Annotated in this window: 11 protein-coding genes; 5 read left to right on the top strand and 6 right to left on the bottom strand. The window is 62.1% G+C overall.

Translation table 11 applies throughout. The annotated features are described in order from the left end of the window. Positions 1-87: 87 nt before the first annotated feature. On the top strand, positions 88-1458 hold the full coding sequence (locus tag PseAD21_RS05805; protein ID WP_102354868.1) for an inorganic triphosphatase: 1371 nt from the start codon (positions 88-90) through the stop codon (positions 1456-1458). Between the two features lie 139 nt (positions 1459-1597). On the opposite strand, the gene PseAD21_RS05800 is transcribed toward PseAD21_RS05805, so the two are convergent. Continuing rightward, the gene (locus tag PseAD21_RS05800) at positions 1598-2062 is read right to left on the bottom strand and encodes an Lrp/AsnC family transcriptional regulator (RefSeq protein WP_102354867.1); all 465 of its coding nucleotides are present in this window, start codon (positions 2060-2062) and stop codon (positions 1598-1600) included. Positions 2063-2188: 126 nt separating this feature from the next. Here PseAD21_RS05800 and PseAD21_RS05795 point away from each other — a divergent pair, with 126 nt between their 5' ends. Further along, a complete protein-coding gene (locus tag PseAD21_RS05795; RefSeq protein WP_102354866.1) occupies positions 2189-2527 on the top strand; it encodes a hypothetical protein in 339 nt (112 codons plus the stop codon). A 91-nt stretch (positions 2528-2618) separates the two neighbouring features. Continuing rightward, positions 2619-4403: a GspE/PulE family protein gene (locus tag PseAD21_RS05790; protein ID WP_102354865.1), complete on the top strand. Its 1785-nt coding sequence runs from the start codon at positions 2619-2621 to the stop codon at positions 4401-4403. Between the two features lie 5 nt (positions 4404-4408). Here the strand turns inward: PseAD21_RS05790 and PseAD21_RS05785 are convergent, their stop codons facing one another. Further along, positions 4409-5386 (bottom strand): hypothetical protein, encoded by a 978-nt coding sequence (locus PseAD21_RS05785; protein ID WP_146011264.1) that lies wholly within the window; start codon positions 5384-5386, stop codon positions 4409-4411. Positions 5387-5525: 139 nt separating this feature from the next. On the opposite strand from PseAD21_RS05785, the gene PseAD21_RS05780 reads away from it, so the two are divergent. After that, entirely contained in the window at positions 5526-5843 is a 318-nt protein-coding gene (locus PseAD21_RS05780; protein WP_102354863.1) for a DUF2388 domain-containing protein, read from the top strand. Positions 5844-6029: 186 nt separating this feature from the next. On the opposite strand, the gene gcvP is transcribed toward PseAD21_RS05780, so the two are convergent. Further along, a complete protein-coding gene (gene gcvP / locus PseAD21_RS05775) occupies positions 6030-8903 on the bottom strand; it encodes an aminomethyl-transferring glycine dehydrogenase (protein ID WP_102354862.1) in 2874 nt (957 codons plus the stop codon). A gap of 156 nt (positions 8904-9059) precedes the next feature. Here gcvP and PseAD21_RS05770 point away from each other — a divergent pair, with 156 nt between their 5' ends. Continuing rightward, positions 9060-10202, top strand: coding sequence for a DegT/DnrJ/EryC1/StrS aminotransferase family protein (locus PseAD21_RS05770; RefSeq protein ID WP_102354861.1), 1143 nt, complete (start codon positions 9060-9062; stop codon positions 10200-10202). A 54-nt stretch (positions 10203-10256) separates the two neighbouring features. On the opposite strand, the gene gcvH is transcribed toward PseAD21_RS05770, so the two are convergent. The 3 genes from gcvH to PseAD21_RS05755 form a co-directional block, all read right to left on the bottom strand. Further along, the gene (gene gcvH, locus PseAD21_RS05765) at positions 10257-10640 is read right to left on the bottom strand and encodes a glycine cleavage system protein GcvH (protein WP_102354860.1); all 384 of its coding nucleotides are present in this window, start codon (positions 10638-10640) and stop codon (positions 10257-10259) included. 48 nt (positions 10641-10688) lie between these two features. Next, positions 10689-11771 carry a glycine cleavage system aminomethyltransferase GcvT gene (gcvT, locus tag PseAD21_RS05760; protein WP_102354859.1) on the bottom strand — a complete coding sequence of 361 codons (1083 nt, stop codon included), beginning with the start codon at positions 11769-11771 and terminating at the stop codon, positions 10689-10691. A 156-nt stretch (positions 11772-11927) separates the two neighbouring features. Beyond that, positions 11928-13544 (bottom strand): iron ABC transporter permease, encoded by a 1617-nt coding sequence (locus PseAD21_RS05755; protein WP_102354858.1) that lies wholly within the window; start codon positions 13542-13544, stop codon positions 11928-11930. Positions 13545-13651: the final 107 nt, after the last annotated feature.

Genomic DNA, 13651 nt, shown 5'->3' with positions numbered 1-13651 from the left:
GCGTAGGACGTATCAGTCCTGTACACTGCACGGCCTTGGCAGCCACACATTCCCCCGGCTGCGCTCCCGATCCTGGATTTTCCGGCCATGCAGAAAGAAACCGAAATCAAACTCCGCGTCAGCCGCGAAACCCTCGCCGCCCTGCGCGAGCACCCGTTACTGAAAAAACGCAACAAAAATGGCTGGGAACGCCGTGAGCTGATGAACCAGTATTTCGACACCCCCGAGCGCGACCTGGCCCAGGCCAAAGTCGCCCTGCGCCTGCGCAAGGACGGTGACGAAGTGATTCAGACCCTCAAGACCCGCGGCCAGAGCGTGGCCGGTCTGTCCGAGCGTAACGAGTACGACTGGAAGTTGCCCAAAGCCAAGCTCGACGTAAAGAAACTCGACGGCGAATGCTGGCCCGAGTCGCTGGCCGAGCTGGACAAGAAAACCCTGAAGCCAATCTTCACCACCGATTTCGTCCGCGAGCGCGCGGAAATCGCCTGGGGCCGCGGCAAGGCCAAAGTGGTCATTGAAGCCGCACTGGACCTCGGTCACGTGGTGGTCGGCAAGCAGAAAGAAGAAATCTGCGAGCTGGAACTGGAACTGCGCGAAGGCGAGCCGGCCGCGCTACTGGAACTGGCCGCCGAACTGGCGGAAACCCTGGCCCTGATGCCATGCGACATCAGCAAGGCCGAACGCGGCTACCGTCTGTATGACGCCAACAGCTACTCGCTGAGCCTGCCGGCGCCGCAACTGACGCCGGAAACCCAACTCGACGACGCCTTCGCCGCGCTCTGCTGGCACCTGCTCGGCAGCAGCCAGCGTCTGGCTGAACAGTACCGTTTCAACGGCCACTGGCGCCTGCTGCTGGACTGGGTCGAAAACCTCGCGGAAATGCGCGCCCTGCTCAGCAGCCTCGGCCAGGCCGCACCGCGTCCGGCGACGCACGACTTGCGCGTGGTGCTCGATGCCTTGCTCGAAGACTGGCGCCCGCTGGTTCAGGTCGGCATCGAAGACGAAGACGTGCGCAAGGCGGCGCCAGAGCAATTCCTCGAAGAGCTGGAAGACCCGCGCTGGGGCCTGTTCTCGCTGACCGCGTCGCGCTGGCTGCTGGCCCGCACCTGGACCGCCGAGCGCAACACTCGCGGTAACCGCCAAGGCGCCGCGCAACTGCACAGCTGGCTGCCGCGCATGCTGGGCGAAGAAGCCACCTCCCTGCAATTGCAGCGCTATCAGCAACAGCCGGAAGATCTGGCCGAGCAACTGCCGCGTATCGAGCGCATCCAGGCCTGGCTGCACCACGCGCGTAACGTGCTGGAGATCCCGGAAATGGATCGCCTGTACGGCGAGCTGAACAAACTGGCGCAACTGGCCAACGAACCGACGATCACTGACGAACTGCTCGATGCACGCAAGCAGCAAGCGATCGCGGTTTACCAGAATCGCGCGTGGAAAATGCTTCTGCGCATGTGATGACTGTGTGGTGAGGGGATTTATCCCCGATGGCTCGCGAAGCGGCCCCGCTCTTAAAAAAAGCGGGGACTGCTGCGCAGTCCATCGGGGATAAATCCCCTCGCCACAGTAAATCCCCCTAGCCCCGAGGTTATTCGCGCTAAACCGGGAGGCTGGTTGTGGATTTGATCTCCGACAACGCCACAATCGAGTTCACTTCCTGAATCCCCGGCACCAGCGACAGCTTCTCGAAGAAGAACCGCTCATACGCCTCGATGTCCGCCGCGACAATGCGCAACAGAAAATCCACCGCGCCCATCAGCACATAACATTCCAGCACTTCCGGAAAGCCACGAATCGCCTCGGTGAATTCGGTGAAGTTCGAACGCCCGTGGGCGTTGAGTTTGATCTCGGCGAAGATCTGCGTGTTCAGGCCGATCTTCTTGCGATCGAGCAAAGTCACCTGGCCGCGAATGATCCCCTCCTCCTTCATCCGCTGAATCCGCCGCCAGCAAGGCGACTGCGACAAACCCACCTGCTCGGCGATCTGTGCGCTGGACAATGAAGCGTCCTCTTGCAGCAGGGCGAGTATCTTGCGGTCGTAGGCGTCCAGCTCACAGTGCATAGAAAAACCTCAAATACAGGATCCTGCGAATTGATCCAGTCGATCACTCGCCAATAACACCGATCTTAGCCAAGAAATGCCCGGCACCGAATGTAAAAATTTCTCCAGTGATTCTGGAGACTTGCCATGCCGCACCTTGAAGCCGTGAACGCCACCCCAACCCGAGCCGATGTCTGGAACGTCAACAACAGCCATTGCCTGGCGCAGTATCAGATCCTCGCCGAAGCCGAGCCGGATTTACTGGTGCGGGTGCTGAACCTGTTCGCGCTGCAATTCCTCACGCCCGAACAGGTCAACGTGCAGCGGATGGACGACTTGATGTCGATCGACATCGTCATCGGCGGTTGCAGTTGGCATCGCGCGCAAGTGATTGCGGAAAAACTTCGTAACCTGATCAGCGTCTGCTCGGTGAACCTGCAAAACGCCGACACGGCTTGGGATGCGCCGGCACAGGCCAGCGCCTGACAAATCCGGCAACGGCTTTGTCGGGTAGTGGCCCAGCGGTCTGCGGGGCCACGACTATCCTTTGCGAACTGTCGTTCAAAAGGAAGCCCGCATGTCCGTTCAACTCGCCACTCAGGACCGCTGGCTGGATCTCAACGATGTATTGCGTGAACTGGTCGCCCAGGGCTTCATCAGCCAGGACTCGGCGGAGCAGGCGCTCAATGCCCGTCGCCGCCACGCGACCCACGGCCAGCAGCATCCACTGGAATTCATCGCCAGCCAGCAACTGGACGACCTCAGCCGTCCGGGCAAACACCTGGATCTGGAAAGCCTGACCCTGTGGCTGGCCCAGCAGGCCGGCCAACCGTATCTGCGCATCGACCCGTTGAAGATCAACGTCGCCGCGATCACCCCGCTGATGTCCTATGCGTTTGCCCAGCGGCACAAGATTCTCGCGGTGGCGGTCGACCGCGACGCCGTGGTCGTCGCCAGCGCCCAGCCCTACGTCACCGGCTGGGAAGCCGACCTGACCCACGTGCTGAAGCTGCCGATCAAACGGGTGGTTGCCAACCCGGTGGACATCCAGCGCTTCAGCGTCGAGTTCTTCCGCCTCGCCAAATCGGTCAGCGGCGCCAACAACGCCGACCCGCAGAACGGCAACCTCGGCAACTTCGAACAACTGCTCAACCTCGGCGCCAGTGATCAGGAGCCGGACGCCAACGATGCGCACATCGTCAACATCGTCGACTGGCTGTTCCAGTACGCCTTTCAGCAGCGCGCCAGCGATATCCACATCGAACCGCGCCGCGAACAGGGCACGGTGCGTTTTCGCATCGACGGCGTGCTGCACAACGTCTATCAATTCCCGCCGCAGGTGACCATGGCGATCGTCAGCCGCCTGAAAAGCCTCGGGCGGATGAACGTCGCCGAAAAGCGCAAACCCCAGGACGGCCGGGTCAAGACCAAGACCCCGGACGGCGGCGAAGTCGAGCTGCGGCTCTCAACGCTGCCCACCGCATTCGGCGAAAAAATGGTCATGCGCATTTTTGACCCGGAAGTGCTGCTCAAGGACTTCGATCAGTTGGGCTTTTCCGCCGACGACCTGCGCCGCTGGCAGGACATGACCCGCCAGCCCAACGGCATCATTCTGGTCACAGGGCCGACCGGTTCGGGCAAGACCACCACGCTCTACACCACGCTGAAGAAGCTGGCGACGCCGGAGATCAACCTCTGCACGATCGAAGACCCGATCGAGATGGTCGAACCGGCGTTCAACCAGATGCAGGTGCAGCACAACATTGACCTGAGCTTCGCCGCCGGGGTGCGCGCACTGATGCGACAGGACCCGGACATCATCATGATCGGCGAGATCCGCGACCTGGAAACCGCCGAAATGGCGATCCAGGCCGCGCTCACCGGACACCTGGTGCTGTCGACCCTGCACACCAATGATGCGCCGAGCGCCATCAGCCGCCTGCTCGAACTCGGCGTGCCGCATTATCTGATCAAGGCCACGGTGCTTGGGGTCATGGCCCAGCGTCTGGTGCGCACCTTGTGCCCGCACTGCAAGGCGCCGCTGACGCTGGAAGAGGAAGACTGGCAGACCCTGACCCGACCGTGGCAAGCGCCACTGCCGGGCAACGCGCAGCGGGCGATCGGTTGCCTGGAGTGCCGCGACACCGGTTATCGCGGGCGTGCCGGGGTCTACGAAATCATGCAACTGAGCGACAGCCTCAAAGCTTTCATCACCCCCGACACCGACCTCACCGCCATTCGCCGGCAAGCCTTCAAGGAAGGCATGCGCAGCCTGCGCCTGTCGGGGGCGCAGAAGGTCGCGGCAGGGCTGACAACCCTTGAAGAAGTGCTGCGAGTGACACCGCAGAGCGAGCAGCGCTAGCGAGGTTACCAGTCGGCGACATTGACCTCGGCATTCGGCTTGATCCACAGCACCGAGCCATCCGACCTGCGTTGCAGAATCGAGTGATTGAGCTTGAGCCCCTCCCCGGTTCGCAGGTTTCGTGCGGCGTAAGACTGGCTCGGGCTGAACATCAACGTACCCGGATGGCTTTGCCCCACGCGCATGCCGTGCGGGTACTGCCATTCACCCAGGGTCATCGGGTTTTGCAACTGACCGTCCCAACGCAGCAGCCTGCGCTGCTTGTCCAGTTTCACGGTGACGCTCGACAGCACAATGCCACGCATTGAAACCGGCTCCTTCGCCATCCAGTCGCTGACGCTGTAGTGGTCGTCTTCGCGATAGACCCTGCTCTCGGCGGGCCAGGTTTCGCCGACAATCCGCGTCCCGCCGACCAACGTACAAGCGCCGAACGCCCAGCGTTCAGGTTGCAATCGCGTCTGTTCGGTGACCGTCATGGTCAACCAGCTGCCGCCTGCGCAGGGCCAGCCATCGATGACCTGATCACCCACCAGCAGCAACTCGGTTTCCGGCAGGCGATACATTTTGATTGCCGAAACCTGCATCCCGGCAAGGCTATGCGGGCCGGCAAAATCAGCGCGATCGAGACTTGCCAGGCCATGGACTTGTGGCTGACCATTCTCATCCAGCGGCTCAAGCGTACTCAGATGCAATCGAGTACCCGCCGGCAGGGCCATGTTGCCGATCTGAACGTCATGATCGAGCCTGGGATTACGCGCGCGACTGTCCTGGGCACTGCTCACCATTTGATAAACGGTCAGGCCAACCACGGGCACACATACCAGGGCAATGGCTGCAAGCTTGCGCGGATGCAGCAGCAGCGACCGGCGCCACGCCGGCACACTCAGCATGATCAACAGCACCGGCAGCCCGATGAAACTGACGAGGAGCAGCCACCAGAACAACGCGTAAAACAGACCGATCAAACCCAAGGTTGCGTCCATGCTTGAGAAACAAAGGCACATGGTGACAAACAAGTCGCCTCGCCTCCAGCACAACAGCGCCCATGACTGGACAGTCATGGAACTGGATCGGGTAAATGACGATCCAAGGCCGTAGTTAACCCCCAGGAGTCACTCAATCATGCGTCTCAAACTTGCTGTCGCCACCCTTGCCTTGCTGTCCCTTCCCGTTGGTTCAGCGATGGCCGACAGCTTTTGGCGTAACGTCATTTCGTCCGGCGCCACCACCGGTTCGACCTACCTGACCTTCAAGGATCACAAGCTGATCGTTGCCGCGCAGGACGATGCCGGCAGCTTCGTCGCCAGCGATGGCGGCATCCGTGGGCCGTACCTGGAAGCGGCAATGCAGAAAGTCCGCGCCGACAACCCGGGCCTGCAGGCCACGGACATGGAACTGGCGAATGCGATTCTGGCGAAAAACGCGGTGGAAACCGAGTAAGCCTGGCGCCGAGAAAAATGCCGCTCGATCGAGCGGCATTTTTTTGCCTGCATTTCCCGCTTCACTCCCCCCCTGTAGGAGTGAGCCTGCTCGCGATAGCTGTACTCCAGGCAATGGATTCGGCGACTGATGCACCGCTATCGCGAGCAGGCTCACTCCTACAATGAATCGGGTCGCACGGGGACATCAGCGGTAATCGTCCACAGGAACACAGGCACAAAACAGATTGCGATCCCCATAGACGTTATCCACCCGGTTCACCGCCGGCCAGTATTTATGCGCCTTGGTGTGCGCATCCGGGGTGATGCCCTGTTCGATGCTGTAGGGCCGTTCCCAGACCCCGGTAACATCCGCCAGGGTATGCGGAGCACGCTTGAGCGGATTGTCTTCCGCCGGCCAGTTGCCGTTCTGCACCTCGGTGATTTCCGCACGAATGCTCAACATGGCGCCGATAAAGCGGTCCAGTTCGGCCTTGGACTCGCTCTCGGTCGGCTCGACCATCAACGTCCCCGGCACCGGGAATGACATGGTCGGCGCGTGGAAGCCGTAGTCCATCAGACGCTTGGCGACGTCCTCTTCACTGATCCCGGTCTGCGCCTTCAACGGCCGCAAATCGAGAATGCACTCATGGGCCACCCGCCCGTTGCGCCCGGTGTACAACACCGGGAAAGCGCCGGATAAGTGTTGCGCCAGATAATTCGCCGCGAGAATCGCCACTTCGCTGGCATCCGCCAACTGCGGGCCCATCATCGCGATGTACATCCAGCTGATCGGCAAAATGCTCGCACTGCCCCACGGCGCCGCGCTGACCGCGCCGTTCTGCGGCAACGGGCCGTCAATCGGTACCACCGGGTGATTGGCGACGAACGGTGCCAGATGCGCACGAATGCCGATCGGCCCCATGCCCGGCCCGCCGCCTCCATGCGGGATGCAGAAAGTCTTGTGCAGGTTCATGTGCGACACGTCGGCGCCGATGTCCGCCGGACGCGCCAGCCCGACCTGCGCATTGAGGTTGGCGCCGTCCATGTACACCTGCCCGCCATGCTTGTGGATCACTTCGCAGATCTCGCTGATGCCTTCCTCGTACACGCCGTGGGTCGAAGGATAGGTCGCCATCAGGCACGACAACTTGTCCCCTGCCTCGGCAGCCTTGGTTTTCAGGTCATCCAGATCGACGTTGCCGGCCTCGTCGCACTCGACAATCACCACGCGCATCCCGGCCATCTGTGCCGAAGCCGGGTTGGTGCCGTGGGCCGAAGACGGAATCAGGCAGATGTCCCGTGCGCCCTGATGCCGGCTCTCGTGATATTTGCGAATCGCCAGCAGCCCGGCGTACTCGCCCTGCGCCCCGGAGTTGGGCTGCATGCAGATCGCATCGAACCCGGTGATCGCGCACAACCAGCGCTCCAGCTCTTCGATCATCAAGGTGTACCCGAGCGCCTGCTCCCGAGGCGCGAACGGATGCAGGTTGGCGAACTGCGGCCAGGTGACCGGGATCATCTCGCTGGTGGCGTTGAGTTTCATGGTGCAGGAGCCCAGCGGGATCATCGACTGGTTGAGCGCCAGATCCTTGTTCTCCAGTTGTTTGAGGTAGCGCAGCATCTCGGTTTCGCTGTGGTGAGCGTTGAACACCGGATGGCGCAGGTAAGGCGTCTTGCGCTGGAGGCTGTCGGGGATGCCTGAAACCAGTGCTTCTGCATCGAGTTGCTCGACGTTCAAGCCATGATCGGCACCCAGCAGCACATCGAACAGCCTGGCCACCGTGCTTTCGTCGCTGGTCTCATCAAGGCTCAGCCCCACACGACCGCGCCCGAGAATCCGCAGGTTGATCTGCGCTGCCTTGGCGCTGTCGATGATCGCGCTTTGCGCGCCACCCAAGTCGAGGGTCAGGGTGTCGAAAAACTGCCCGTTGACCCGAGAAAGACCATGGCGCTCCAGCCCCGCCGCCAGAATGCAGGTCAGCCGATGCACCCGCTGGACGATCCGTTTCAAGCCTTCGGGCCCGTGATAGACCGCGTAGAAACTGGCGATGTTGGCCAGCAGCACCTGCGCGGTGCAGATGTTCGAATTGGCCTTCTCCCGGCGAATGTGTTGCTCACGGGTTTGCAAGGCCATGCGCAACGCGACGTTGCCCCGGGCGTCCTTCGAGACACCAATGATCCGCCCGGGAATCGCCCGTTTGTATTCGTCGCGGCTGGCGAAAAACGCCGCATGCGGGCCGCCGTAGCCCATCGGCACACCAAAGCGCTGGGACGAGCCGAACACCACATCGGCGCCCAGCTCACCCGGTGGTGTCAGCAGCAACAGGCTCAGCAGATCCGCCGCCACACAGGCCAGCGCCTGCTGCGCATGCAGTTGATCGATGACCGGGCGCAGATCGCGGATCTCGCCGTGGGTGTCGGGATACTGCAGCAGTGCGCCAAACACCTGGTGCTGTTTCAGGTTATCCACAGCGTCGATGATCAGTTCAAAGCCGAAACCTTCGGCGCGGGTCTGCACCACGGAGATGGTCTGCGGATGACAGTTCTCGTCGACGAAAAACAGATTGCTCCTGGACTTCGCCACACGCTTGGCCAGTGCCATGGCTTCCGCCGCAGCAGTGGCTTCGTCGAGCAAAGAGGCGTTGGCCAGTTCAAGCCCGGTGAGGTCGATGGTCAGTTGCTGGAAATTCAGCAGCGCTTCGAGTCGGCCTTGAGCGATCTCCGGTTGATACGGGGTGTAAGCGGTGTACCAGCCGGGATTTTCCAGCACGTTGCGCAGGATGACGGTCGGCGTGAGCGTGCCGTGGTAGCCCATGCCGATCAGGCTGGTCCACACCTGGTTCTGCTCGGCATAGCCACGCAGCTTGGCCAGCGCTGCCTGTTCGTCGAGGGCCGGTGGCAAATCCAGCGCCCGGTTCAGACGAATGCCCGGCGGCACCGTCTGCTCGATCAGTTCGACCCGGCTGCCGAGACCGAGGCTGTCGAGCATCGCCTGCTGTTCGGCGGCGTCGGGGCCCAAATGGCGGCGCAGGAAGGCTTCAGGGTCGCGTAACTGGCTCAAGGATGGCAACTGGGACATGACGGGCTCTCTCTTGACTGGCGCTCGGCGTCAATGCAACACGGTCAAACCAGCATAGCAGCCGATACCGACGCGCACGGCTTGGCGGCACAGGGCGTTCCGGGGCATGCTGTAGCGCCTGCATCAGGCGTCCAACTTTCGGATGATCCAATCCCCATGAGCCAACTGCCGTTCCTGCCGTTTTCCAAACCTGTCATTGATGAAGCCACGATTGCCGCCGTCGGCGATGTGCTGCGCTCCGGCTGGATCACCAGCGGGCCGAAGGTCCAGGCCTTCGAAGCACAGCTGTCGGAATATTTTGGCGGGCGCCCGGTGCGCACGTTCAACTCCGGCACCTGCACCATGGAAATCGCCCTGCGCATCGCCGGCATCGGGCCGGGTGATGAAGTGATCACCACGCCGATCTCCTGGGTCGCCACCGCCAACGTGATCCTCGAAGTCGGCGCCACCCCGGTGTTCGCCGATATCGACCCGGTGACCCGCAACATCGACCTGGACCAGCTGGAAGCGGCAATCACCCCGCGCACCAAAGCGGTGATCCCGGTGTACCTCGCCGGCCTGCCGGTGGACATGGATCGGCTGTACGCCATCGCCCGCAAACACAATCTGCGCATCGTCGAAGACGCCGCCCAGGCCCTGGGTTCGAGCTGGAACGGCCAGCGCATCGGTGCCAGCGGCGATTTCGTGTCGTTCAGCTTCCAGGCGAACAAGAACGTGACCTGCTCCGAGGGCGGCTGCCTGGTGCTGAACACTCCGGAAGAAGCACGGCTGGCGGAGAAATACCGCCTGCAAGGCGTGACCCGCAACGGCTTCGACGGCCTCGACGTCGATGTGCTCGGCGGCAAGTTCAACATGACCGACGTTGCCGCCACCATCGGTCTGGGACAGTTTGCCCACATCGAAGCGCTGACCGCCCATCGCCAGGCACTGGCCCGTCACTACTTCAAATGTTTTGGCGATGACTTTGAAGCGACCTATGGCGCCCAACTGCCGCCCGCGGATTTCACCAACAGCAACTGGCACCTGTTCCAGCTGGTGCTGCCGGAGCGCAAGGACGGCTTGCCAGCGCGGGCCACGTTTATGGAGCAGATGCAGGCCAAAGGCATCGGCATCGGCTATCACTACCCGCCGATCCACTTGCTCAGCCTGTACCGCGAGCGCGGTTTCAAGGAAGGCATGCTGCCGGTGGCCGAGCGCGTTGGACGCCTGATCGTGTCGTTGCCGATGTTCACTACCATGACCAAGGACGATGTCGAGCGTTCGGTCGCGGCAGTGAAAGCGGTGTTGCGCGACGCCTGATCGACGCCCACAAAAAAGCCCCGAGAGATCGGGGCTTTTTTGTGTAGCGGGCAATTACTCGCCGATGGCAGCCTTGTAGGCGGCGGCGTCGAGCAACTTATCCAGCTCGGCCTTGTCGCTTGGCTTGAGCTTGAAGATCCAGGACTCGTAAGGATCGTTGTTCAGCTCTTCCGGCGCGTCAGCCAGCACTTCGTTGATTGCAATCACTTCGCCGCTGATCGGCGAGTAGATGTCGGAAGCCGCTTTCACGGACTCGACCACACCGGCCGCGTCACCGGCCTCGAACACCTTGCCCACCTCAGTCAGCTCGACGAACACCACATCGCCCAGCGCTTCCTGCGCGTGATCGCTGATGCCCACGGTAACGGTGCCGTCAGCTTCCAGACGCGCCCACTCATGACTTTCGGCAAAACGCAGTTCAGCGGGGATATTGCTCATGCTCGGTGTCCTCGAGAAATTGTCAGCGGTCGTACCCGCCGGAAAAGGTTAGATCAAAGTTTTGCCATGGCGGACGAAGGTCGGTTTGACCACGCGTACCGGGTACCACTTGCCACGGATTTCCACTTCGGCGCGGTCGGCTGTGGCCATCGGTACACGCGCCAGGGCAATCGATTTGCTTAGCGTAGGAGAGAAACTACCACTGGTGATCTCTCCTTCGCCAACATCGGCGATACGAACCACTTGATGGGCGCGTAAAACACCGCGTTCCTCAAGCACCAGGCCCACCAGTTTGTGCGCAACACCGGCGGCTTTTTCCGCTTCCAGCGCTGCACGACCGATGAACTGCCGCGAGGCCGGCTCCCAGGCAATGCTCCAGGCCATATTGGAAGCCAGCGGCGAGACATCTTGATGAATGTCCTGGCCGTAGAGGTTCATCCCGGCTTCCACCCGCAACGTGTCGCGGGCGCCGAGGCCGATCGGCGAAATGCCCGCACCCACCAGATCGTTGAAAAACCCCGGGGCCTGATCGGCCGGCAAGGCGATTTCCAGACCGTCCTCACCGGTGTAACCGGTGCGCGCAATGAACCAGTCGCCATCGACTTCAGCTTCGAACGGTTTGAGGTGCTGGATCAGTGTCGCGCGGGACTGGGTCACCAGCTCGGCAATCTTGTGCCGGGCCTGCGGGCCTTGGATGGCGAGCATCGCCAGCTCGGAGCGCTCGTGCAATTGCACGTCGAACCCGGCCAGTTGCGCCTGCATCCACGCCAGATCCTGATCGCGGGTGGAGGCGTTGAACACCAGCCGATAACGGTCTTCGAGGCGATAGACGATCATGTCGTCGACGATGCCGCCGCGCTCGTTGAGCATCGTGCTGTATAGCGCGCGGCCGGGGCGGTGCAAGCGCTCGACGTCATTGGCCAGCAAATGCTGAAGCCAGGCTTTGGCCTGGGCACCGGTGATATCGATCACGGTCATGTGGGAAACATCGAAGACCCCGCAATCGCGGCGCACCTCGTGGTGCTCCTCGACCTGCGAGCCGTAATGCAGTGGCATGTCCCAACCGCCAAAATCGACCATCTTCGCGCCGAGGGCGAGATGCAGGTCATACAGAGGCGTACGCTGTCCCATGGGTTTCTCCTTCCGGGCGTGGCGAAGGTGCGGACAGCCGCTGTACGGGGTGAAAGCCGCGAAATAGAAGGCTTTCAGCCGATTTCAGCGAACGGGTCTGTCAGACGAACCGCACCGAATGCCGCGCATTGTAGCCGCATGATTCAGGACTGACGACTAAGTGTTTCGGTGCGCCGAGCGCCGGATCAGGCCAATGACCGGCAACAGGCCGACCAGAACCAGCGTCAGCGCTGGCAGCGACGCCCGCGCCCACTCGCCCTCGCTGGTCATTTCAAAGATCCGCACCGCCAGCGTGTCCCAGCCAAACGGGCGCATCAGCAGGGTCGCGGGCATTTCCTTGAGCACATCGACGAACACCAGCAACGCTGCGCTCAGCGTGCCGGGCAGCAAAAGCGGCAGATACACTTTGAAAAACAGTCGCGGCCCACTGACACCCAGGCTACGTGCCGCTTCAGGCAAAGAAGGCCGTATACGCGCCAGACTGTTTTCCAGCGGACCGTAAGCGACCACGATAAAACGCACCAGATACGCCATCAGCAACGCCGCGAGACTGCCGAGCAGCAAGGGTTTGCCAGCGCCACCGAGCCAGCCTGAGAGCGGGATCACCAGTTCGCGATCCAGATAACTGAACGCGAGCATGATCGACACCGCCAGCACCGAACCCGGCAAGGCGTAACCGAGATTGGCCAGCCCCACACCAGAGTTGATCGCCGGCGTCGGCGCCAAGCGCCGGGCAAAGGCCAGCAGCAAGGCGACGCTGACGGTGATCAGCGCCGCCATGCCGCCCAGATAGAGGGTGTGCAGGATCAGCCCGGCATAGCGCTCATCGAGATCGAAACGCCCGCGCTGCCAGAACCAGACGATCAGTTGCAGCATCGGAATCACGAAAGCGCAGGCGAACACCAGTCCGCACCAGCTCATCGCCGCAAGGGCTTTGAATCCGCGCAGGTGATACAGCGCTTTCACCCGAGGCCGTTCGTTGCTCGCCCGGTTGGAGCCGCGTGCGCGACGTTCGCCGTACAACACCAGCATCACCACCAACAGCAACAGGCTGGCCAGTTGCGCCGCGCTGGGCAGGCTGAAGAAGCCGTACCAGGTCTTGTAGATCGCGGTGGTGAAGGTGTCGAAGTTGAACACCGACACCGCACCGAAGTCGGCCAGGGTTTCCATCAGCGCCAGCGCCACACCGGCGCCAATCGCCGGACGCGCCATCGGCAACGCCACCCGCCAGAACGCCTGCCATGGCGATTGCCCGAGCACTCGCGCCGCCTCCATCAGGCCTTTGCCCTGCGCAAGAAACGCGGTGCGCGCCAACAGATAGACGTAGGGATAAAACACCAGCACCAGCACCACAATCACCCCGCCGGTGGAGCGCACTCGCGGCAGGCGCAGGCCGCTGCCGAACCACTCACGCAACAGGGTTTGCACGGGGCCGGCGAAGTCCAGCAGACCGACGAAGACAAACGCCAGCACATAGGCCGGAATGGCGAACGGCAGCATCAACGCCCAGTCGAGCCAGCGGCGTCCGGGGAACTCGCAGAGACTGGTAAGCCACGCCAGACTGACGCCGAGCAGCGTCACGCCGACACCAACGCCGAGTACCAGTGTCAGCGTGTTGCCGAGCAGGCGCGGCATCTGGGTTTGCCACAGGTGCGACCAGATTTGTTGATCGATGGTTTGCCAGGAGAGCAGCAGAACACTCAGGGGCAACAGCACCAACGCGGCGATGGCGAAGACGATGGGGTACCAGCGGCGTTGGGCGGGGTGGGCCAAGGAAACAGTCTCGCTCAAATGATTGTGCCCACGCTCTGCGTGGGCACACGTCCTGTGACGCTCCGCGTCACGCTTTCGGTGATTCGACGCAGAGCGTCGGGGGCTGC

Source organism: Pseudomonas sp. AD21 (assembly GCF_002878485.1).
Classification (GTDB): Bacteria; Pseudomonadota; Gammaproteobacteria; order Pseudomonadales; family Pseudomonadaceae; genus Aquipseudomonas.
Note: the sequence above shows the minus strand (reverse complement) of the source record. Positions and strands in the feature narration are given on the sequence as shown.

Coding starts and splice junctions, on each gene's coding strand:
- gcvT (WP_102354859.1), bottom strand. CDS start 11,771: ATGGGACAGCGTACGCCTCTGTATGACCTGCATCTCGCCCTCGGCGCG.
- gcvH (WP_102354860.1), bottom strand. CDS start 10,640: ATGAGCAATATCCCCGCTGAACTGCGTTTTGCCGAAAGTCATGAGTGG.
- PseAD21_RS05805 (WP_102354868.1), top strand. CDS start 88: ATGCAGAAAGAAACCGAAATCAAACTCCGCGTCAGCCGCGAAACCCTC.
- PseAD21_RS05780 (WP_102354863.1), top strand. CDS start 5,526: ATGCGTCTCAAACTTGCTGTCGCCACCCTTGCCTTGCTGTCCCTTCCC.
- PseAD21_RS05790 (WP_102354865.1), top strand. CDS start 2,619: ATGTCCGTTCAACTCGCCACTCAGGACCGCTGGCTGGATCTCAACGAT.
- PseAD21_RS05785 (WP_146011264.1), bottom strand. CDS start 5,386: ATGGACGCAACCTTGGGTTTGATCGGTCTGTTTTACGCGTTGTTCTGG.
- PseAD21_RS05800 (WP_102354867.1), bottom strand. CDS start 2,062: ATGCACTGTGAGCTGGACGCCTACGACCGCAAGATACTCGCCCTGCTG.
- gcvP (WP_102354862.1), bottom strand. CDS start 8,903: ATGTCCCAGTTGCCATCCTTGAGCCAGTTACGCGACCCTGAAGCCTTC.
- PseAD21_RS05795 (WP_102354866.1), top strand. CDS start 2,189: ATGCCGCACCTTGAAGCCGTGAACGCCACCCCAACCCGAGCCGATGTC.
- PseAD21_RS05770 (WP_102354861.1), top strand. CDS start 9,060: ATGAGCCAACTGCCGTTCCTGCCGTTTTCCAAACCTGTCATTGATGAA.